This is a genomic window from Saccharopolyspora aridisoli, from assembly GCF_004348445.1.
Classification (GTDB): domain Bacteria; phylum Actinomycetota; class Actinomycetes; order Mycobacteriales; family Pseudonocardiaceae; genus Saccharopolyspora; species Saccharopolyspora aridisoli.
In genome coordinates, this window is record NZ_SMKV01000034.1 from 21,774 (window position 1) to 43,693 (window position 21,920).

Here is a 21,920-nt window from a genome sequence, read left to right on the forward strand (position 1 = left end):
CCGAGGACCGACGCCTGCTGTTGATCGATGGCCACTCGATGGCCTACCGCGCCTTCTACGCCCTGCCGAAGGAGAACTTCCAAACCGGCACCGGGCAGCACACCAACGCGGTGTACGGCTTCACCTCGATGCTGATCAACCTGTTGCGCGACGAGCAGCCCACCCACCTCGCGGTCGCCTTCGACGTCTCCCGCAAGACCTTCCGCAGCGAGACCTTCACCGAGTACAAGGCCAACCGCAGCACAAGCCCGGACGAGTTCAAGGGCCAGGTCAGCCTCATCCAGGACATCCTCGGCGCGCTGAACATCCCGGTGCTGAGCAAGGAGAACTACGAGGCCGACGACGTCATCGCCACGCTGACCACCCAGGCCACCGGCGGCGGCTTCAAGGTCGCCATCTGCACCGGAGACCGCGATGCGCTCCAGCTCGTCACCGACGACGTGACCGTGCTGTACCCGACCAAGGGCGTCTCCGAGCTGACCCGGTTCACCCCGGAAGCCGTCGAGGCCAAGTACGGGCTGACGCCCGAGCAGTACCCCGACTTCGCGGCGCTGCGCGGTGACCCGTCGGACAACCTGCCCAAGATCCCGGGGGTGGGGGAGAAGACCGTCACCAAGTGGATCCAGCAGTTCGGCTCGCTCGCCGGTCTCGTGGACCGGGTCGACGAGGTCAAGGGCAAGGCGGGCGACAACCTGCGCGAGCACCTGTCGTCGGTGCTGCTCAACCGGCAGCTCACCGAGCTCGTGCGCGATGTCGAGCTCGAAGCCGAGCCGGAGGACCTGGAGGTGCGCGCCTGGGATCGCGACGCCGTGCACGGGCTGTTCGACGACCTGGAGTTCAGGGTGCTGCGCGACCGGCTGTTCGCCACGCTCTCCAGCGCCGAACCCGAGGTCGACGAGGGCTTCGAGGTCACCGGCGGCGTCATCGAGCCCGGCGCGCTCGCCGCATGGCTCGACCAGCACGCGCGCGGCGGCAACCGCGTCGGCGTGTCCTGCACCGGCACCTGGGCGCGCGGCCACGGCGACCTGGCAGGCATCGCGCTGGCCACCGCCGACGGGGCAGGCGCGTTCGTCGACGTCACCGCGCTGACCAGCGAGGACGAGAAGGCGCTCGCGTCTTGGCTGGCCGACGCCGACGTGCCCAAGGCCGCTCACGACGTGAAGGGCCCGCTGCACGCCATCCGCGACCGCGGCTGGACCATCGCCGGTCTCACCAGCGACACCGCCCTGGCCGCCTACTTGGTGCGTCCCGGCCAGCGCTCCTTCGAACTGCCCGACCTGGTGGTGCGCTACCTGCAGCGGGAGCTGCGCGCCGACAGCGGCGAGGACGACGGCCAGCTGTCGCTGCTGGAGGACGAGTCGGAGAGCCAGGAGAAGGCCGCCGCGGGTGAACTGCTGCGGGCCCGCGCGGTCGCCGAGCTCGCCGACGCGCTGGACACCGAGCTCGCCCGCATCGACAGCACCACGCTGCTCACCGACCTCGAACTGCCGCTGCTGCTGGTCCTCTCCGAGCTCGAAGGCGCCGGGATCGCCGTGGACGCCGAGCAGCTGGCCGAACTGGGCGCGCGCTTCGCCGCGCGCGTCAAGCAGGCCGCGCAGGAGGCGTACGCCGTCATCGGCAAGGAGATCAACCTCGGCTCGCCGAAGCAGCTGCAGGTGGTCCTCTTCGACGAGCTCAACATGCCGAAGACCAAGCGCACCAAGACCGGCTACACCACCGACGCCGAAGCGCTGCAGACCTTGTTCGAGAAGACCGAGCACCCGTTCCTGCAGCACATGCTGGAACACCGCGACGCAACCCGGCTCAGGACCACAGTGGAGGGCCTGACCAAGTCCATCTCGGACGACGGCCGCATCCACACCACGTTCAACCAGACGATCGCCGCCACCGGCCGGCTGTCGTCGACCGATCCGAACCTGCAGAACATCCCGATCCGCACCGAAGAGGGCCGCCGGATTCGCGAGGTGTTCGTCGTCGGCGGCGACTACGCCGAGCTGATGACCGCCGACTACAGCCAGATCGAGATGCGCATCATGGCGCACCTCTCCGGCGACGAAGGGCTCATCGAGGCGTTCAACACCGGCGAGGACCTGCACAACTACGTCGCCTCGCAGGCGTTCGACGTGCCGATCGGCGAGGTCGACCAGGAGCTGCGCCGACGGGTCAAGGCCATGTCCTACGGCCTGGCCTACGGTCTGTCGGCCTACGGCCTGGCGCAGCAGCTGCGCATCTCCGCCGAAGACGCCAAGGCGCAGATGGACGCCTACTTCGCGCGCTTCGGCCGGGTCCGCGACTACCTGCGCGAGGTCGTCGACCAGGCCCGCAAGGACGGCTACACCTCCACCATCATGGGGCGCCGCCGCTACTTGCCGGACCTGCTCAGCGACAACCGGCAGCGCCGCGAGATGGCCGAGCGGATGGCGCTCAACGCCCCGATCCAGGGCAGCGCCGCCGACATCATCAAGGTCGCCATGCTCGGCGTGCACGGGGCCCTCAAGGCCGAGGGCCTGCGCTCGCGGACCCTGCTGCAGGTGCACGACGAACTGATCATCGAGGTCGCCGACGGCGAGCGGGACGTGGTGGAGAAGCTGGTGCGCGAGCAGATGGGTTCGGCGTACCCGCTGGGCGTGCCGCTGGAGGTCTCGGTCGGGTCGGGTCGCTCCTGGGACTCCGCCGCGCACTGAGCGGCGAGGGATCTCGACTCGATCACGGAACCGCCGTTTCGGGGTTGCGCTCCGGCGTGATGTTGTGCAATGGCGAACATCACCGCTGGTGGGGCCCGAACGCGGGTACCGAACACCGGTGCGGATAGCCTGCGGTACACGCTCCGGCCGGGCTCGGCCGCTGCGGCGTTGTGGCCGGCGGGGCGTCACCAGGGCGTGAGCAGCACCCCAAGAGCTGACCGCGCCGACCCCGAGGAGGAGCATGATCAGCATCGACCGAGTCGACCACTTGGTCCTCACCGTCGCCGATGTGGATCGGGCGGTCGAGTTCTACCAGGGCGTGCTCGGCATGGAGCCGGTGGAGTTCCCCGGCGAGCGGCGTGCGGTTCGCTTCGGCGATCAGACCATCAAGCTGCACGCGGCTGCCGAGCTGGTCGAACCGACCGCGACCCACCCGGTCCCCGGCTCCGCGAACTTGTGCTTCGTCACCAGCCAGGCGCTGGCCGACGTCCAGGACCACCTGCGCAACAACGAGGTCCGCATCGAGGAGGGCCCGGTCGGGCGCATCGGCTCCCGGGGCCCCATCACCTCGCTCTACCTGCGCGATCCCGACGGGAACCTCATCGAGATCGCCCGCTACGACGACTGAGAGTTGTTCGGTGGTCACCCTGCTCGGCGGTGCGGTGGCGGAACCTGACACGCCTGGACTCCGTGGCTCACTCCTTCCGCATGCCGATGCACGGCGTCGCGGCGTACTCGCCAGTTGTCAGGGTCCCCCCAGAAGGGGAGTGCCGCGTGCCAGCTCAGTCCCACACTTGGTGCAGCGGCTCGCCGCGTTGAGTGGACCGCTCCTGACGATCAACGCAAATGCGGGCCTCCGCACAGATCCGGAGGCCCGCGTTTTGCGCTGATCAGAGCGACAGCTCAGGTTTGAGGCGGGTGGGTGTCCAGACCCGCTGGCGCCAGGCCGAGACCGTGGTCAGCAGCAGGGACGCCACCAGGTAGCAGAGCAGGACCGCCACGGCTTGGACGACCGAGCCCTCCGTGCCGCCGTAGATGAGGTGGCGCAGCCCCGTCACCACGTAGCCCAGCGGCAGGACCTGGTGCAGCGGGTGCAGCGGTTCCGGGATCGTCTGCCACGGGAACGTGCCGCCCGCCGTGACCAGCTGCAGCACCAGGACCACCAGGGCGATGAACTTGCCCTTCGGGCCGAACGCCGCGTTCAGCGAGTGGACAACAGCGGTGAACGCGAACGAGGTCAGGATCAGGAAGCCGAGCGTCCGCCACTGGTGCGCGGGGTGCACCCCGATGACGAGCACGACCACCGAGAACAGCAGCACCGCCTGCACGAACCCGATCAGCGCGGCGGGCAGCCAGCCGCCCAGCGCGACCCGCCACGGCGCCACACCGGCCGCCAGCGCCCGGTTGGACATCGGCCGCATCAGCAGGAAGAGGACGAACCCCCCGACCCACAGCGCCAGGCCCATGAAGTACGGCGCCAGCCCGGCACCGTAGGTGTCGGCCTTGACCTGCGCCTGCGTGTCCACAGCGACCGGGTCGCCGATGGTGTCGGCGGTGGTCTGCCGGGTCGTGTCGTCGGGGTTGGGGATGTCGCCCGCGCCCTTGCCGAGCTCGGTGGCCAGCGTGTTGGAACCGTCGACGAGCTGGCCGGAGCCGGCGTGGAGCTGCCGGGTGCCGCCGACGAGCTGGTCGGCGCCGTCGGCGAGCCTGCTGGTGCCCGACAGGGCCTGCTGCTCGCCGTCGCGCAGCTGCACGGCTCCGTCGTCGACCTGCCCGGCGCCGCTGGTGAGCTGGCGGATGCCGCTGGTCAGCTGCGGGGTGGCGTTGGCCAGCGCCCGGTTGCCGTCGGCGACCTGGCGGGCGCCGTCGGCCAGCGCGTTGAGCTGTCCGACCTGCGTTCGCAGCTCGGTGTTGGCGTCGGTGGCGGGCCTGCCCAGATCGTCGAGCCCGGTGACGATCTTCTGCACGGTGGCTTCGTCGACGCCTGCCTGGCGCAGCTGCGCGGCCGTCTTGGCCTTGGTCTGGTCCAGGTCGTCGACGATGCCTTGGGAGAGGTCGCCGACGACGTTGGCCTTCTGCGCGAGCTGCTCGTTGCCCTGGGCGACCTCCTCGGCGCCGTCGGCCAGCTTCGCGGTCTGGTCCGGCAGCTTCGCGGTCGAGGACTGGAGCTGCTGCAGGCCGGTGTGCAGCTGGCCGGTTCCGTCGGCCAGCCTGTTGGCGCCCGAGGCCAGCTGTCGCTGTCCGCTGAGCAGCTGGTGCGCGCCGTCGGAGAGCTCGGTGCCGCCTTGCTCGGCCTGGCCGAGCCCGTCGCGCAGCTGCCCGGCGCCGTCTGCGAGCTCGCCCGCGCCGTTGGCGGCTTCGACGGTCTTGTCGTGCACCGTGGAGAAGCCGAGCAGGAACTGCTCGGCGGCGGTCGATCCCGCGTTGGACGCGACGCCCTCGCGGACCTCACCGGCGAGCTTGTCGGCGATGGTGCCCACCAGGTAGTTGTTCGCGTCGTTGGTGATCAGCTGCAGCTTGGCCTGTCGCGGTTCGAAGTCGGCGGGGGAGACCAGGGCGTCGGAGAAGTCCCGGGGGACCACCAGGGCGAAGGTGTAGTCGCCGTTGGCCACGCCCGTCTGGGCGTGCTGGAGATCGGTGCGGGTCCAGGAGAACGTGCCGGAGTCCAGGAGCTCGTCGTAGACGTCCTGGCCGGCGTTGAGGGGCTGGCCGTCGTCCACCTCGGCGCCGGTGTCGTCGATGACGACCGCGGCGGGCACCGAGTCGAGCTTCCCGTAGGGATCCCAGTTGGCGTAGATGTACATCGCGCCGTAGAGCAGCGGCACCAAGGTGACCGCCAGCAGCGCGAGCTTGGGCAGCTTGCCCGAGGTGAGTCGTCGCAATTCCGTTGCGGCGAGCCGGAAAGTAGTCATCACGGACCTTCAGGTGTCAACCGGCCGAAGTGGATTTCTGGGCGTCGTCCGCGCCGATGCGGACGGCGGGCGCTCCGAGCTCGTCGGCGGAGCGCGTGGAGCAGAGCACGACCACCGCCATGCCTTCTTCGGCGCGGGCGGTGGCCAGGGAGTACCAGAGCTGCGGGTCGCCGCCGTGGCGGTCGGGGCAGTCCAGCACCAGCGCGCGCGTGGTGCGGGACTCGCAGGCAAGGTCGACCAGCAGGCGGGTGCGCTGGTGCGAGGTGAGGTTCTCGAACCGGACGTCGCCGGGGAGTTCGCGGTCGGCCAGCCAGCCGCGCACCTCGCGGCGGGTCGAACCGCGCCGGGCCAGCGCCAGACCTTCGGCGGTCACGTCGCGGACCTGCAGGGAGTCCTCAGGTTCGGTGATCTGTGGGGCGTCGACGACGGCGACGGCGCGGCGCAGCCGGACCGCGTCGGCAGAGCCGTCCAGCCGGACGCTCCCGCTGCTGGGCTTGAGCCGCCCGGACAGGGCCAGCGCGAGCGCGGTCTTGCCGGTGCCGGCTTCGCCGGTGACCAGCAGGGTCTGACCGTCGGCGACCCGGAGCGAAGTGGGGGCCAGCAGTGGCCCGTGCGCGCCGATGACCTCGACGCCGGTGGCGACGATCTCCACGCCTCCTCCTCGATCTCGTAGGACCTGCGCGCAGGCCCCGGACCGGGGTCAGCGCAGTGCGGTGGCCGGGCGCACCTCCCACATCGTCCACAGTGGCCGGTAGCCCTGGCGGGGCCAGAACACCGAGGACAGCGGGTTGGGCGGGTTGTAGTACAGGAAGCTGCCGATGGCGCCCCGGCGCACGAACTCGTTGTGCACCACCGACATCAGCTGCCTGCCGATGCCGGTGCCACGCGCCTTCTCGTGCACCGACACGCAGTTGATGTACCCCCACGAGCCGGGGCGCAGCCGGTAGGCCCGCGGGGACTTGCCGGTGTCGATCCAGCCGCATTCCGCGACCGCGACGGGCGTGCCGTCCTGCTCCGCGAGCCAGACCGGATCGTCGGAGTGCAGGCGCACTCGGGCGGCGGTCCGCTTCAGCTGCGCGGCATCGGAGCGGTACGTGGCGGTTCCGACGAGGGCGGCGTATTCGAGCTCGGTGAGGGTGAGGTCGACGACGGCGTCCAGGTCGGCCGGTCCGGCGCGACGCACCTTTACGGTACCAGACAGTTTCGTATCTGCGGCCGGGGTGGGTGATCGAATCGCGAGCACCGACAACGGCATGAAGCCGTGATCGAGCAACGCTCGCGTGGCCTGCACGTCACGGCTCGGCCAGACCACCATCGCCGAGGAGTTCGGTCCCGGGTCGTCCTGCTCGCCGAGCCGTTCCCGCCACGCGCCCAGCAGCGAATCCATTCCCGCGCGCGGGTGCTCGCCGATGATCGGGAACAGTTCGAAGGCCTCGCCGGCCTGCCACAGGCCGCGCGCCGAGCCCTCCGGGTTCGAGGTGTGCGTGACCAACCCGGCCACCGCGTGCCCGCCGGAGGTCCGCGCCGCCACCGGCTCGGCGTCGGTCGGCACGAACTGGTCCTGCGGCAACTGCGGGTCCAGGGCGGCGAACCGCGCGAACTGGGCCTGCATCAAATCCTGCGCGGTCGCCACCGGGGGCTCCTCACATCTAGGCGAAGCGACGAGGTCGCTCCCTCTTCTCATCACCTGATCAGCTGGCACCACTACCCGAACCGCTGAGCGAGCCGACCACGGAACGCCTCAGTCGAGCGCGCACACGAAGATCGCGGTCCCGGGGAACAGCCTGCCGCGAAGCGGGCTCCACTGCCCCCAGACCTGAGTGTGCCCCTCGGGCCACTCGGGTTCGATCAGATCGGTCAAGCGCATCCCGGCGCCCGACAGCGCCCGCACGAAGTCGCCCAGCGTGCGGTGGTGCTCGACGTAGGTGGCGCGGCCATCGCCGTCGATCTCCAGGTAGGGGGTGCGGTCGAAGTAGGAGTTGGTCGCGGTCAGGCCCGTCGGCCCCGGGTCGTCCGGGAAGATCCACCGCATCGGGTGAGTGACGGCGAACACCCACGTGCCGCCCGGACGCAGCACCCGGGCCACCTCGCGGAACACCGCGCCCACGTCGGCGACGAACGGCACTCCGCCGAACGCCGAGCAGGCGAGGTCGAAGCTGTCGGTGGCGAAGGGCAGCAGATCGGCGCTGGCCTGGACCAGCGGCACGTGCGTCCCGCTGCGCCGCGCGGCGTCGACCCCGTGCCGCAGCATTCCGGCGGAGATGTCCAGGCCAACGGCCTCGGCGCCCTGCCCGGCCAGCCAGCGCGCGCACGACGCCGCACCGCAGCCGACCTCCAGGATCCGCTTGCCGCGCACGTCCCCGAGCAGACCGGCGTGCTCCTCGCGCAGTCCCTCCGGGCACCACACGAAGTCGTCGTCGCCGAGGAAGTCGCCGTGCTCGGCGTGGTAGTCGTCGGCGTCGGCGTCCCACCACAACCGGTTCGCCGAACGCGACTCAGCAGCGTCCACGCTGCGCTTGCGGACACCGACCGTCCCCAGCAACTGCTCTGCCGAGCTATCCTGAGAGCTGGCGTTTTCCGGCTCGTCGGGACGTGTCAAGGATTCCCCCGGGTGAAGGTGGTCAGGGCGTGGACGTGAAGGGATTGTGTCGTGCGTCCGAAGCCCGTCTGCCATCCAGGGGTACCGCGGTTTGCCCGGCGATCGAGAAAGCGCGTACGATACCGCCCGCGCCGTGGGTCTTTTTCTCGGCGGCTTCCGCGTCCCGGGTCAGACCGGGTAGTGGAGGTCGTTCGGCAAAACGGAATCCGCAGGTCCGGCTACCCGCTGGGCCGGACTTGAGCGGCCATGGCGCGGCACAAGCTTAGAACCAGCGACCAACCTATCCGTACCGGAGCAACCCACCTGATGTCCACCGACACCACCACCGTCCCGACTGCAGCCGCCACCAAGCCGCAGGTCGCAGTGAACGACGTCGGGACGGAGGAGGACTTCCTCGCCGCCGTCGACCAGACCATCAAGTACTTCAACGATGGGGACATTGTTGAGGGCACCATCGTCAAGGTCGACCGTGACGAGGTGCTGCTTGACATCGGCTACAAGACCGAGGGCGTCATCCCGTCCCGGGAACTGTCGATCAAGCACGACGTCGACCCCGCCGAGGTCGTCACCGTTGGTGACTTCGTCGAGGCGCTTGTTCTCCAGAAGGAGGACAAGGAAGGCCGACTGATCCTCTCCAAGAAGCGCGCCCAGTACGAGCGTGCCTGGGGCACCATCGAGGAGCTCAAGGAGAAGGACGAGCCCGTCAAGGGCACCGTCATCGAGGTCGTCAAGGGCGGCCTCATCCTCGACATCGGGCTGCGCGGCTTCCTGCCGGCGTCCCTGGTCGAGATGCGCCGTGTCCGCGACCTGCAGCCCTACGTCGGCCGCGAGCTCGAAGCCAAGATCATCGAGCTGGACAAGAACCGCAACAACGTGGTCCTGTCCCGTCGCGCCTGGCTGGAGCAGACCCAGTCCGAGGTCCGCAGCGAGTTCCTCAACCAGCTGCAGAAGGGCCAGGTCCGCAAGGGCGTCGTGTCCTCCATCGTCAACTTCGGTGCGTTCGTCGACCTCGGTGGGGTCGACGGTCTGGTGCACGTCTCCGAGCTGTCCTGGAAGCACATCGACCACCCGTCCGAGGTCGTCGAGGTCGGCCAGGAAGTCACCGTCGAGGTCCTCGACGTCGACATGGACCGCGAGCGCGTCTCGCTGTCGCTGAAGGCCACCCAGGAAGACCCGTGGCGTCAGTTCGCCCGCACCCACGCGATCGGCCAGATCGTGCCGGGCAAGGTCACCAAGCTGGTGCCGTTCGGTGCGTTCGTCCGCGTCGACGAGGGCATCGAGGGCCTGGTCCACATCTCCGAGCTGGCCGAGCGCCACGTGGAGATCCCGGAGCAGGTCGTCCAGGTCGGCGACGAGGTGATGATCAAGGTCATCGACATCGACCTCGAGCGTCGCCGGATCTCCCTGTCGCTGAAGCAGGCCAACGAGGGCTTCAGCCCCGACTCGGAGTTCGACCCGACCCAGTACGGCATGGCTGCCGAGTACGACAACGAAGGCAACTACATCTACCCCGAGGGCTTCGATCCGGAGACCCAGGAGTGGCAGGAGGGCTTCGAGTCGGCTCGCGAGGAGTGGGAGCGCCAGTACGCCGAGGCGCACACCCGCTACGAGAAGCACATCGCGCAGATCACGAAGGCCCGTCAGGCCGACGCCGAGGCCGCGGCTGCCGCGGCCGCCGGTGGTGGCGAGGACGAGCAGCCGGCTCCGGCCGGTGGTGGCGGCAACTACTCGTCGGCTTCGAACGACGAGCAGCAGGACAGCGGCTCGCTCGCGAGCGACGCCCAGCTGGCCGCCCTCCGCGAGAAGCTCTCCGGTGGTGCGTGAGCACTGACGCCTGAAGGCTGAAGTCCGAAGCGGCCCCGCATCCCTCGTGGACGCGGGGCCGTTTCGCGTCCGGACACCAGAACTGCCCCCTCACAGACGGGTGATCAGCTGGCAGGATGTAGCGCATGTTGCGCGTGGGATTGACCGGAGGCATTGGATCGGGGAAGTCGACCGTGGCGCGGCGGTTCGCCGAGCTCGGCGCGGTGGTGATCGACGCCGACGCGCTCTCGCGCGAGGTCGTCGAACCCGGCAGCGCGGGGTTGGCCGAGCTGGTCGAGCGTTTCGGCGAGGCGATCCTGGACGAGTCCGGTTCGCTGAACCGGCCGGCGCTGGCGGCCGCGGCGTTCGCCGACGACCAGTCCCGGCTCGACCTCAACGCGATCGTGCATCCCAAGGTCGCTGAGCTGACCGCGAAGCGGATGGCCGAAGCCCCCGCCGACTCGGTGCTGGTGCACGACATCCCGCTGCTCGTGGAGGCGGGATACGCTCCGCATTATCACCTGGTGATCGTCGTCGATGCAGATGAGGACGTCCGGGTGCGGCGGCTGATCGAGCGCGGGCTCGCCGAGCAGGACGCACGCGCGCGCATCGCCGCGCAGGCCACCGGCGAGCAGCGGCGCGAGGCCGCCGACGTGTGGCTGGACAACGCGGGCTCGGTCGAGGACCTGCTGACGAGCGTCGACCAGCTGTGGCAGGACCGCTTGGTGCCCTTCGAGCAGAACCTGCGGCTCCGGCAGCGCGCCGAGCCCATGCCACCGGAGCTCGTCGACCGGAATCCGGAGTGGGCGGCCCAGGCTCGTCGGCTGATCGCCCGCGTGGAGCGAGCGGCAGGGCAGCGGGCGGTGCGCGTGGACCACGTCGGCTCCACCTCGGTGCCGATCATCGCCAAGGACGTCATCGACCTCCAGCTCACCGTCCGCACCCTCGCCGACGCCGACGCCCTGGCGGACCCGCTGGGCGATGCGGGCTTCCCGGTCGTGCCCGGCAGCGACCACGACCACTCCCACGACTTCGCCCCGGAGCCGGAGCAGTGGTCCAAGCGCTTGCACGCCGCAGCGGACCCCGGCCGCCACGTGCACTTGCACGTCCGGGTCGAGGGCACCGCGGCCTGGCGGGTGGCCCTGCTGTTCCCCGACTGGCTCCGGGCGGACCCGCAGGCCCGCGAGGACTACCTCGCGACGAAGCGGCAGGTCGCCGAAGCCCACGCTGGCGACCCGGACCACGAGGGCTATGCCGAGGCGAAGGAACCCTGGTTCGCCGCGAACCTCCCCAGGGCCATGACCTGGGCGGAAACCACCGGCTGGACCCCCTGACGCTCGCACCGGGGCAACTGGGCGAGGGTCACCAGGGGTCGAAGATGCCCCGGTGGGCGAGCCACTGGTTGATCGACCGGTGGTGGCTGATCTCGTCGAGCGTGCGGTGGACCGTCTGGAACGCGTAGTCGGCCTCGCTCTGGCGGATGGCACCGGTGGCCACCGCGGAGGCGAACTCCGCTGCCCTGGTGATGCGGGGCCGGCCTCGGTCCGAGAGCTCCAGGCCCAGCAGGAGGTCCGTGGTGGCCCAGGAGCGGGTGTCGCGGTGGATGGTGACCGCGGTGAGCGTGCTTGGGCTCGGTTGGGAGTGCCGGTTGCGCGGGCGGAACTTCGTCAGGCGCAGGCCCAGGTCGGCCAGCAACCAGGTGATCTCGACGTCGTGCTCCGGGGCCTGCGGGGTCGGGCACTCCACGGCGAGTCCCCACCGCTCGACGTGGCAGACCTCCAGCTGGTGCACGTACCCGGAAGGATGTCTGCGCTGCGAGCTGAAGAGATCGATGACTTCCACCATCTTGGGGGAGATCGCAGCGCTCACAGTTCTAGAGAGTAGCCGCGAAAACCGGCAACGAGATCATCAGCACCGGCTTTTCACGTAACTTTTGCGCAATGGTCGGCCGGCGCCGGGAATTGCGCCGGGTCCAGCGGTGGTGATCACTCCGTTGGCGGTAGCGAACGTTGGCCGGGTACGGGAGCTTGGGTGGGTTGCCCACTCCACGACAGCTCGATGTCGTTGGTGCGCAACCACTTCGGCAGATCGTAGCCGCAGTGGGTGATGCCCTCCAGCGCCGCGCAGGCCCGCCGCATCGCGCGCTCGGCCGTTCCGGGTTCGAGGAGTCCGGATTGGACCGCGAGCACGAATTCGTCCACGTCGAGGAGTTCCACGTCCCGGGCCTGGCGCACTTCCAGGTCCAGGTAGTGGTCGACGGTCCGCCATCGGGTGTCACCCGGTTCGACGTCAACGAGATCGAGGTAGAAGTCGAGGTCCCGTTCGTGGCCGGGCCGCCAGTGCCAGCGCGTCACCCGCAACCCCAGCGAGGGCAGCAACCACGACTCCAGCCCGGCGATCTTCGGCTGCCCCGGCAGCGGCCGGGCGAGGTAGAGCCCGAAGGGCTCGCGGCGGAAGCGGCTCACGGTGCGCACGTGGCCCTTGGGGTCGGTGTTGGTGCCCGCCGCGAGGTCGAAGACCTCGGTCTTCGGCGGGTGCACTGGCAGTCCCAGCCGCTCGGCGATCTCCCGCTGAGTGGTCACACCGACACCATAAGCGACCGCATGAGGCGGGCGCGACGTCCGAAGCACGCCGCGCCCGCTATCTCTCTTCCACTGTTCGCAGGTCACCTCCCTAGTGGTCGGGGCCGGTGACGCATCCCATTGTCCGCCCTCATCGGCCTGGTGGCACCCCGTGACGGAACATGATGTCAGTGGTGCCTCGTACGCTGGGGAACGTGGCTTTTGCGACTGAGCGCCCCGACGACTCCGTGCTGGCGCACTCCGAGTTCCGCCCGGTTGGCGACATCCCCCGGACCGACGCCCGGTTCCGCATGGTCAGCGACTACGACCCGGCCGGTGACCAGCCGCAGGCCATCGAGGACCTGGAACGCCGGATCAACTCCGGCGAGAAGGACGTGGTGCTGCTCGGCGCCACCGGCACCGGCAAGTCGGCCACCACCGCGTGGCTGGTCGAGCGGGTGCAGCGCCCCACGCTGGTGCTGGAGCCCAACAAGACGCTGGCCGCCCAGATGGCCAACGAGCTGCGCGGATTCTTCCCGGACAACGCCGTGGAGTACTTCGTCAGCTACTACGACTACTACCAGCCCGAGGCCTACGTCCCGCAGACCGACACCTACATCGAGAAGGACTCCTCGATCAACGAGGACGTCGAGCGGCTGCGCCACTCCGCGACCTCGAACCTGCTCTCCCGCCGGGACTGCGTGGTGGTCTCCTCGGTCTCCTGCATCTACGGCCTCGGCACGCCGCAGTCCTACCTCGACCGCGCGATCCCGCTGGCGGTCGGCGGCGAGATCGATCGCGACGTGTTCCTGCGCGCACTGGTGGACGTGCAGTACAGCCGCAACGACATCGCCTTCGCCCGCGGCACGTTCCGGGTGCGCGGCGACACCGTCGAGATCATCCCCGCCTACGAGGAGCTGGCGGTGCGGGTGGAGTTCTTCGGCGACGAGATCGACCGGCTCTACTACCTGCACCCGCTCACCGGTGAGATCGTCCGCGAGGTTCAGGAGCTGCGGATCTTCCCAGCCACGCACTACGTCGCCGGTCCGGAGCGGATGGACAAGGCCATCCGCGCCATCGAGGGCGAGCTCGAGGACCAGCTGGGCCGCTTGGAGAAGCAGAACAAGCTGCTGGAGGCCCAGCGGCTGCGGATGCGCACCCAGTACGACATCGAGATGATGCGCCAGGTCGGGTTCTGCTCGGGCATCGAGAACTACTCGCGCCACATCGACGGCCGCGAGGCGGGTTCGGCGCCGGCGACGCTGATCGACTACTTCCCGGATGACTTCCTGCTGATCGTCGACGAGTCGCACGTGACGGTCCCGCAGATCGGCGGCATGTACGAAGGCGACGCCTCCCGGAAGCGGACGCTGGTCGAACACGGCTTCCGGCTGCCCAGCGCGCTGGACAACCGGCCGCTGACCTTCGAGGAGTTCTCCGACCGCATCGGCCAGACCGTCTACCTGTCGGCCACGCCCGGTCCGTACGAGGTGGCGCAGGCGGGCGGCGAGTTCGTCGAGCAGGTCATCCGCCCGACCGGTCTGATCGACCCGGAGGTCGTCGTCAAGCCCACCGAGGGCCAGATCGACGACCTGGTGCACGAGATCCGCGAGCGCGCCGACCGCGACGAGCGGGTGCTGGTGACCACGCTGACCAAGAAGATGGCCGAGGACCTCACCGACTACCTGCTGGAGCTGGGCATCAGGGTGCGCTACCTGCACTCGGAGGTCGACACCCTGCGGCGGGTGGAGCTGCTGCGGCAGCTGCGGCTCGGCGAGTACGACGTGCTGATCGGCATCAACCTGCTGCGCGAGGGCCTGGACCTGCCGGAGGTCTCGCTGGTGTCGATCCTGGACGCCGACAAGGAGGGCTTCCTGCGCTCCGGGACGTCGCTGGTGCAGACCATCGGGCGCGCTGCGCGCAACGTCTCCGGCCAGGTGCACATGTACGCCGACCGGATCACCGACTCGATGCAGCACGCCATCGACGAGACCAACCGGCGCCGAGCCAAGCAGATCGCCTACAACGAAGAGCGCGGCATCGATCCGCAGCCGCTGCGCAAGAAGATCGCTGACATCCTCGACCGCGTCTACAGCGAGGCCGAGGACACCGAGGAGTCGGTGTCGGTGGGCGGTTCGGGCCGCAACACCTCGCGCGGGAAGAAGCCTTCGGGCGAGGCGGTGGCCAGCGCCGGCCTGCTGGAGGACCGCGACATCTCCGCGATGCCGCGCGCCGAGATGGCGGACCTGGTGCAGCAGCTCAACGACCAGATGATGAACGCCGCGCGGGAGTTGCAGTTCGAGCTGGCGGCCAGGTTGCGCGACGAGATCGCCGACCTGAAGAAGGAGATCCGCGGGATGGACGCCGCAGGCATCGAATGAAGCTGCGATCGCGGAAGGTGATCAAGGTCTCGCCTTCTGCGATCGGGCGTTCCCGCCGCGTTCCGACCCGCGACGCGCGTTTCGGACTTACCGTCTAGTTCTGGTCTTGACCTCGGACAATTCCTGTTTTCGTCCACAAAGGACTCTGATTTGCAAGAATCCGCTCTCCGGTCGAGTTGATTTCCTCACAGAGCTCTCAGGTTCTCGCCACCAGCGGTGATTACGGTCCGTTGTTCGACTCACCGTAAAGGGGGTACCCGGCATTGGTGAGCTACGGTAATTTCCCACTCCGGCTGTGCTCACGTGGACAGTACCGGCTTGTGAGGAAACGGAGTTTTCGCCATGGATCTCGACAGATCGCCAAGACCTCGTTCCCTCCGGGGTCCGACGGCGATCCGACCCGAGATCGAGCCTGCTCCACGTGAACGCGCCAGGACTGGGCAACCCCAACGTCCCCAATGCTGAAGACGTGCCACCCCCTTCTCTCCCGGTAGATCAACGTTGCGCCCCGGGCACCCCCACTGCTCGGGCCGGTGCCTAGCGCGCGTTTGAAGGTGGGGCCGCCCTTTCACCTCGGAACGAATGAGACGACGAACGCGGTAACCCACCCGCGCCGAATTCCGGTGCGCGACCGGTTCGTCCTATCAAACGTGCCTGAATCCGCCCTCATTTCGCGAACCACCCCCTCGCGAGAGCCTTTCCCAGGAAGGACCACACGGAATGGAGTCGACCGAAAGCGGTTCCTCGAACCCCGGCGCGGCGTCGGAGATGCTCGATTTCCTGCGCAGGTACAGCAGAGAGCAACTCGATTCCCGGCGGATGGACGAGCGTCGGGGCTTCCAGCTGTCCCTGATCCCCGACCTCGCCAACGCGGGCCTGCTCGGCCTGCAAATTCCCGAGCGCTACCAGGGTCGGGAACTCTCTCACTCCGACACCGTCAAGGTGATGCGGCAGGCCGGTGCGATCGATTGCAACCTGCTCATCCTGCTCGCCGTGCACAACACGCTCGGCGTGCCACCGATCCAGCACTTCGCCGGCGAGGACGTGCGTTCGGCGGTGCTGCCCGAGCTCGCGCAGGGGCGCAGGCTCGTGACCAGTGCGGTCAGCGAGCAGAGCATGGGCTCGCACGTGCGGGCGATCACCAGCAGGGCCACCAAGCAGTCCGACGGCTCCTACATCCTCAACGGCGACAAGCAATGGATCTCGCTGGGCGCCGACGCCAACTTCATCAACGTCTTCGCCCGCCTGACCGACGAGAACGGCCAGGACGCCGGGATCACCGGGTTCCTCGTCGACACCGCCTCGCCCGGTTTCGTGCGCGGCCCCGAGGTGGTCACGCTCGGCCTCAAGGCCGTGCCGCAGAACAGCCTCAGCCTGGACAACCTGCGCGTCCCGGCCGAGAGCCTGCTCGGCGAGGAGGGCTCGGGGCCCCTGGTCGCCAAGACCGCGTTCACCCGGGGCAGGCTCGTGCTGGCCACTGGCGCCCTCGGCGCCGCGATGCGGGCACTGGAACTGGCCCAGCGCTTCGCCCGGCGGCGCGAGGTCGCGACCGGCAACCTCGCCGAGAACGGCCGCATCCAGCAGATCATCGCCGAATCGGTGGCAGCGGTCCAGGCCGTGGAGACCCTGATCGAGCACATCGCCGACCTGCTCGACTCGGGCCGCCAGGTCCCCGAGCCCTTCTACTTCGCGGTGAAGATCCTGGGCTGCGAACTGATGTGGCAGGTGGTCGACCGCTGCCTGCAGCTGCTCGGTGCTCGCGGGTTCGTCGACACCAACGTCGTCGGCCAGTTCTACCGGGACTACCGGCTGTTCCGGATCTTCGAGGGCAGCACCGAGGCCATCACGGTCTACCTCGGGTCGACGATCCTCAAGCACCCGCAGCAGTTCTTCTCGATCTTCGACGACTTCGACGTCGACCCGAAGCTCGCCGAGCACGTGTCCCGGATCGACAAGCTGACCACCACCACGACCACCGGTGGACAGCAGCGGCACATCCTGGCCAGCCAGATCGGTGAACTGGCCTGCTGGGCGATCATGTCGGTGCTCACCGCCGACGGGCGCAACCGCTCCGCGATGTACTCCCACACGGCGTCCTGGAGCGAGCAGCAGCTCGTCGACAAGCTGCGCATCGCCGAGGACAGCAGGCCGTTCGTGGAACTGCCGACGGTGGAAGAACTCGCCCGCCACATCGGCGAGTTCGAGCTGACCATCGGCAACGTCGAGCAGCGCAGGCCTGGTACCCAGCACGACCTGGACCTGCTCCTGCGCCGGGGCTGAGAACCGCGCGAAGCATTGAGGGGGCGGGACCGCTTTCCGGTCCCGCCCCCTCGTCGCAGGTGTGTTCAGCCCGCCTGGAGGTCGCGCTCGCGGCGGTGGATCAGGTCGACGCCTTCACTGGCCAGCGCCTTGATGGCGTTGAGGCCATCGCGGCCCCACGGGCGCACCTCGCTGTCGATGACGCAGACCGTGCCCAGCGCCATGCCGGTGCGGTCGATCAGCGGAGCACCCAGGTAGGAGCGGACGTTCATCTTGTCCACGACGTCGTTGCCCGCGAAACGCGGGTAGTCGCAGACGTCTTCGAGAACCAGCGCCATCCGGCGGGCGATGACGTGCGGGCAGTAACCCGTCTCCATCGGAGCCGAACGCGGGTCGGCGTCGGCGGTGGGGTCTTCCATCCCCGCCACCTTGGTGAACAGGCCACCCAGGTACTGGTGGGTGTCGGTGATGAAGTTGACCATGGCGTTGGGCACGCCGAGGGCTTGGGCGACGCGCTGCGCGAACGCGTCGAACTCGGGATCTGCGGCGTCGCCCAGGCCGAGCTGGCGCAGCCGCGCGGCACGGTCGTGCGCGTGTGAGTCGACGGGGCTGAGGTGCCGGTGTCCGGCAGCATCGAAGGTCGTCACGAGAAGCTCCGATTTCGGTGGGGGATTCGGGACGGGGTCATAAGGCGCGGGTCTCCAGCACGTGCTCGATCAGCTGCACCAGCACCGAGGCCGCGGAGCGGCGGTCGCGCGCATCGCAGAGCACGACGGGGATGTGCGGTTTGATGTCCAGCGCTTGCCGTACCTCCTCGGGTTGGTAGCGGAAGCTGTTCTCGAACTGGTTGACGGCCACGAGGAAATCGATTCCGCGTCGCTCGAAGAACTCCACGGCCGCGAAGCAGTCCTCCAGCCGACGCGTGTCGGCCAGGACGACCGCGCCCAGGGCGCCGTCGACCAGGTCGTCCCACATGAACCAGAACCGGTCCTGACCCGGCGTGCCGAACAGGAACAGCACGATGTTCTGCGGGTCGAACGTGATTCGACCGAAGTCCATCGCCACGGTGGTCGTGGTCTTGTCGCCCACGCCGGTCAGGTCGTCGTGCCCGACGCTGGCGACGGTGAGCGTCTCCTCCGTGGTCAACGGCTCGATCTCGCTGACCGAATGGATGAACGTGGTCTTCCCGACTCCGAACCCACCCGCTATGAGGAACTTGAACGAGGTCGGGAATGGCTCAGAGCTGTTGGAGCCCATTCAGCAAAGCCTCCAGTTGATCGCGCTTCGGCACGTCCGCGGGTGCGTGGGTGGTGAGCGCTCCCCAGTCGATGAGATCGGAGAGCAGGACTTTGGTGACTACGGCGGGTTGCCGCAGGTGAGCAGCGACCTCGGCTACCGAGGTGGCGTGCCGGCAGAGCGTCAGCATCTTCGCGTGAACCGGTTCGATGCGTTCCGGTGAGAAGCGCCCGGTCGACCGCACCAGCGACTGCAGCGACAGCGGCTCGCTGGGTTCGGTCCTGCCGTTGGTCAGCGAGTACGGGCGCAGCAGCGGTCCGGCTTCGTTGTCCAGCCACGGCTTTTCCGATGGTCCGGGCATGATCACCTGCCCGTCTCACCGGCGTTCCGCGCGGCGGTGGGCTGCCGCATGGGGGTAGCCAGGTGGTTCGGGACGCGCTTGACGAGCTGGGCGATCTCGTAGCCGAGCACCGCGGCGTCGGCCTCCGGGGTGGCCAGCACGACCAGAACGGCTCCGCTACCGGCGGCGGAGACGAACACGACCAGGTCGTTGAACTCGACGACGACCTGGCGGACGCCGCCACCGTTCATGCCGAACCGGCGACCGCCGTTGCGGGCCAGCGAGCACTGCGCGGCGGCCCAAGCGGCGAGGGCGTCGGCTTCGTCGTTGTCCAGGCCTCTGTAGTACCGCTTGATTCCGTCGGTGGAGGCGAGCAGGGCACAGCGGGTGTGCGGAACTCGTCGGAGCAGGTCGGCGAGTAGCCAACTCAGGTCGGACGACGAGCCCGCTGCGTCATTGGCCATTGTGGAAAACGTCTCCTGACTCTTCTCACTGCGCGGGGGCAGATTTGTGCGGGGGAGGGGTGGGCGGTGTCAGCCCTGGCCCTGTTCGTCGTCCGAAACGCCGCCCTCGACACCCGAGCGGAAGGACGCGTACAGGCTGGGGCTCGGTCCGCCCTGCGGCTTCTCCTCGGGCGTTGAGGAGTTCTCCGCGAGCTGCGGGACCAGGTAGCTGCGCGTGCGGTCGCGCCGGGGCAGCGCGGGCCGTTCGGCGTTGTCGGCGTCGACCGGACCGGATGTCTTCACCGGGGGAGCCTCTGGCACGGCGCCGGAGTGGCGCCCGTAGGGGTTCTGCTGCTGCCGGGCGGGGCGCTCCTCGCGGACCGGCGGCTGCGGCCCGGTCGTGTAGACCGGCTGCTGGCCGGTGTGGCGACCGTTGTTGAACGTCTGCGCCGGCGCGGGCATCAGCGATCCGCGCGCTTGGTGGCCGTTGGCCTGCGGCTCGACGGTGGTCAGCACGCTGCTGGAGCTCTGCGCGGCGGACTCGTCCGGCTCGACGTCGGTCTCGCCCAGCAGGTTGTTGGGGATGACCACGTGCGCGTCGGTGCCGCCGTACATGTTGTTCTCGAGCTCGACGCCGATGTGGTGCCGGTGCGCCAGCTGCGCCACCACGTACAGGCCGATGCGGCCGTCGCGCAGCTGCGCGTCGCGGTCGACGTCGTCGGGGTTGGTGAGCAGCCCGTTGAGCATGACGCGACTGCGCTGGTCGATGCCCAGGCCCCGGTCGCGGATGTCGATGGCCAGACCAGCGGTGACGATCTGGCTGTTGATGCTCACCTGCGTGTCGGGCTCGGAGAACGCGGTGGCGTTCTCCACCAGCTCGGCGATGAGGTGGATGACGTCGGCGACGGCGTGGCCGTGCAGCGTGCCGTCGACCGGCGGGATCACCTTGACGCGGGCGTAGTGCTCGACCTCGGCCACCGCGGAGCGCAGCACGGTGTACATCGCGACCGGCTTGCTCCACTGCCGCCGCGGCATCGAACCACCGAGCACGGCGAGGGATTCGGCTTGCCTGCGGACGCCGGTGACCAGGTGGTCGACCGCGAACAGGCCCTTGAGCAGGTCCGGGTCCTCGACCTGCTGCTCCAGGTCGTCGAGCCGCTGGATGGCGCGGTGGGCCAGGGACTGCACGCGTCGGGCGAGGTTGGCGAAGACCGCGACGCTGGGGTCGATGTTGGTCTGCGAGGGCGCGCTCTGCATGCGCACCAGCGCGAACTCGACAGCCATCTGGGCTTGCCTGAGCTCGTGGGCGAGCAGCTCGTAGGGGTTGCCGGTGACCGGCTCGCCCGTGGGCCACTTCGGCGCTGGCTGCTGGCCGGCTTGGATCTGCTCGACGAGCTGGGGGAGTTCGCGGGTTCCCTGGGCGACGGTGCCGCGCAGCGACTCGATCCACTGGTGGGAGTTGCGCAGCGACTCCTGCAGCCGGGCCTGTGCGTCGTGGCCGGATTCGTGGATCCGCCGGTCGACGTCGTCGGCCAGCTTGCTCGCGCGCAGGTATCCGATGGCCACGACGGCGATGCTGGCGACGATGCCCACCGCGAGGACGGTGTAGCGCAGTTCAGGCGGAGGGACGAAGATCAGCGTGACCGCCGTGGCGGTCCCGATCAGCGCCGTCGCGCCCAGGGACGCCACGACCAGCCGCTGCAGCCTCGCCCGAAGATCGTTGTGCGGTGGGGCTTCGGGGGCTCGGTCGGTTTGAATCGCGAGTAAGGGGCTTTCAGACATCAGCGTCCTTGGTACGGGGGTTTCGGTGACGGGCACCGCGGTGCCGAAACGTCGGGGGCGTCACCGGGGACTACTGGTGCTCCACTAATGATCAAAAGTATCACTCGGCGGGATGATAGTGCGCTCGGCCGCTGAATTGGACCTCTCTGCCCAACGATGCCTCCACAGAGGGGATGGACGAGGCGGCCGTATACCCAGGAGGAGGCCGCCCACCTCGGAAATCGAGGCGAGCGGCCGTTTCCCGCGGCTCCCGCGGGAACTTCTCGTCGAAACTGAGCAGTTGCGAGCGCAATTCCCCGAACCAATCACGCTCCGGCGGAAATCCTCACGCGAAGGCGCCGGCGATCAACGCGTTCACCGCCCGGGAGCCTTCGCAGGAGCAGACCGCCTCGGCGTCGGCGGAGAACATCGCGACCTCGTGGTCCTAGAACGATTCCGCTGCCGCCGTGCAGTTCCCGGGCCCAGGACACGACCTCGCCCATCTTGGTGGTGGTGACGGCCTTGGCCAGCGCGGCTTGCTCGGCACTCCGGGAACCCTGCGCCACGAGTTCGTTGCACCGAACCACGACGCCGAACATGGCGGTGATGCCGCCCAGCGGAAGTTGTTGCCTGCTGCAGCCGGTTCGCTTCGGGAACGCGCACGTCGGTGAGGTGACGGCGTTCTGCACCGTGCGCAGCGCGATTCCGAGCAGCAGTTCGCGACTCCCGCCGGGCCAGCGCTCCAGGTCGCACACCTCGGCGCAGCGCGGGTGAACCCCGTCAGCCGTTCCCGCAACGTCGAGTGCAGACCGGGGCGGAACACCGAGGTGGACGACGGGCCGGTGCCCTTCGACCGGGCACCCGGAACACCGCCGTATTCGGGTCCCGGGAACGGCCGTATTCCGGTACCTGATCACGGCGGTGATCGGCGCTTTGAGCAC

General features: G+C 69.0%; 18 protein-coding genes. 6 read left to right on the forward strand and 12 right to left on the reverse strand.

Annotation, left to right across the window (positions count from 1 at the left end):
* The first annotated feature begins 38 nt into the window (after positions 1-38).
* Complete coding sequence (gene polA, locus E1161_RS21710; protein WP_235875210.1) at positions 39-2,684, forward strand: DNA polymerase I; 2,646 nt, start codon at positions 39-41, stop codon at positions 2,682-2,684.
* Positions 2,685-2,925: 241 nt separating this feature from the next.
* Positions 2,926-3,312, forward strand: a complete 387-nt coding sequence (locus tag E1161_RS21715; protein ID WP_132626196.1) for a VOC family protein — start codon at positions 2,926-2,928, stop codon at positions 3,310-3,312.
* A gap of 262 nt (positions 3,313-3,574) precedes the next feature.
* Here the strand turns inward: E1161_RS21715 and E1161_RS21720 are convergent, their stop codons facing one another.
* From E1161_RS21720 to E1161_RS21735, 4 genes are all read right to left on the reverse strand, one after another.
* Entirely contained in the window at positions 3,575-5,596 is a 2,022-nt protein-coding gene (locus tag E1161_RS21720; protein ID WP_132626198.1) for a YhgE/Pip domain-containing protein, read from the reverse strand.
* A 16-nt stretch (positions 5,597-5,612) separates the two neighbouring features.
* Complete coding sequence (locus E1161_RS21725; protein WP_132626200.1) at positions 5,613-6,248, reverse strand: ATP-binding cassette domain-containing protein; 636 nt, start codon at positions 6,246-6,248, stop codon at positions 5,613-5,615.
* 48 nt (positions 6,249-6,296) lie between these two features.
* Positions 6,297-7,229: a GNAT family N-acetyltransferase gene (locus tag E1161_RS21730; RefSeq protein ID WP_132626202.1), complete on the reverse strand. Its 933-nt coding sequence runs from the start codon at positions 7,227-7,229 to the stop codon at positions 6,297-6,299.
* Positions 7,230-7,337: 108 nt separating this feature from the next.
* A complete protein-coding gene (locus E1161_RS21735; protein ID WP_408012011.1) occupies positions 7,338-8,195 on the reverse strand; it encodes a class I SAM-dependent methyltransferase in 858 nt (285 codons plus the stop codon).
* Positions 8,196-8,501: 306 nt separating this feature from the next.
* Between E1161_RS21735 and rpsA the strand changes: the two genes are divergently transcribed.
* Both rpsA and coaE read left to right on the forward strand, forming a co-directional pair.
* Positions 8,502-10,019, forward strand: coding sequence for a 30S ribosomal protein S1 (rpsA, locus tag E1161_RS21740; protein ID WP_132626206.1), 1,518 nt, complete (start codon positions 8,502-8,504; stop codon positions 10,017-10,019).
* Positions 10,020-10,144: 125 nt separating this feature from the next.
* Positions 10,145-11,332 carry a dephospho-CoA kinase gene (gene coaE / locus E1161_RS21745; RefSeq protein WP_132626208.1) on the forward strand — a complete coding sequence of 396 codons (1,188 nt, stop codon included), beginning with the start codon at positions 10,145-10,147 and terminating at the stop codon, positions 11,330-11,332.
* A 28-nt stretch (positions 11,333-11,360) separates the two neighbouring features.
* On the opposite strand, the gene E1161_RS21750 is transcribed toward coaE, so the two are convergent.
* Both E1161_RS21750 and E1161_RS21755 read right to left on the reverse strand, forming a co-directional pair.
* Positions 11,361-11,867, reverse strand: coding sequence for a DUF402 domain-containing protein (locus tag E1161_RS21750; RefSeq protein ID WP_235875205.1), 507 nt, complete (start codon positions 11,865-11,867; stop codon positions 11,361-11,363).
* A 116-nt stretch (positions 11,868-11,983) separates the two neighbouring features.
* Positions 11,984-12,580, reverse strand: coding sequence for a DUF402 domain-containing protein (locus E1161_RS21755; RefSeq protein WP_132626210.1), 597 nt, complete (start codon positions 12,578-12,580; stop codon positions 11,984-11,986).
* A 194-nt stretch (positions 12,581-12,774) separates the two neighbouring features.
* Here E1161_RS21755 and uvrB point away from each other — a divergent pair, with 194 nt between their 5' ends.
* A complete protein-coding gene (gene uvrB, locus E1161_RS21760; RefSeq protein ID WP_132626212.1) occupies positions 12,775-14,940 on the forward strand; it encodes an excinuclease ABC subunit UvrB in 2,166 nt (721 codons plus the stop codon).
* A gap of 720 nt (positions 14,941-15,660) precedes the next feature.
* Positions 15,661-17,220 carry an acyl-CoA dehydrogenase family protein gene (locus E1161_RS21765; RefSeq protein WP_235875206.1) on the forward strand — a complete coding sequence of 520 codons (1,560 nt, stop codon included), beginning with the start codon at positions 15,661-15,663 and terminating at the stop codon, positions 17,218-17,220.
* 65 nt (positions 17,221-17,285) lie between these two features.
* Here E1161_RS21765 and E1161_RS21770 read toward each other — a convergent pair whose 3' ends face one another.
* The 6 genes from E1161_RS21770 to E1161_RS27740 form a co-directional block, all read right to left on the reverse strand.
* Entirely contained in the window at positions 17,286-17,846 is a 561-nt protein-coding gene (locus E1161_RS21770) for a GAF domain-containing protein (protein ID WP_132626214.1), read from the reverse strand.
* Between the two features lie 37 nt (positions 17,847-17,883).
* On the reverse strand, positions 17,884-18,456 hold the full coding sequence (locus E1161_RS21775) for a GTP-binding protein (RefSeq protein WP_132626216.1): 573 nt from the start codon (positions 18,454-18,456) through the stop codon (positions 17,884-17,886).
* Positions 18,437-18,796 carry a DUF742 domain-containing protein gene (locus tag E1161_RS21780; protein ID WP_132626218.1) on the reverse strand — a complete coding sequence of 120 codons (360 nt, stop codon included), beginning with the start codon at positions 18,794-18,796 and terminating at the stop codon, positions 18,437-18,439. The genes E1161_RS21775 and E1161_RS21780 overlap by 20 nt, the downstream gene beginning before the upstream one ends.
* 2 nt (positions 18,797-18,798) lie before the next feature.
* Positions 18,799-19,239, reverse strand: a complete 441-nt coding sequence (locus E1161_RS21785) for a roadblock/LC7 domain-containing protein (RefSeq protein ID WP_132626220.1) — start codon at positions 19,237-19,239, stop codon at positions 18,799-18,801.
* Positions 19,240-19,308: 69 nt separating this feature from the next.
* Positions 19,309-21,000 carry a sensor histidine kinase gene (locus E1161_RS21790; protein ID WP_132626222.1) on the reverse strand — a complete coding sequence of 564 codons (1,692 nt, stop codon included), beginning with the start codon at positions 20,998-21,000 and terminating at the stop codon, positions 19,309-19,311.
* Positions 21,001-21,305: 305 nt separating this feature from the next.
* Positions 21,306-21,734, reverse strand: a complete 429-nt coding sequence (locus E1161_RS27740) for a hypothetical protein (RefSeq protein WP_207920336.1) — start codon at positions 21,732-21,734, stop codon at positions 21,306-21,308.
* Positions 21,735-21,920: the final 186 nt, after the last annotated feature.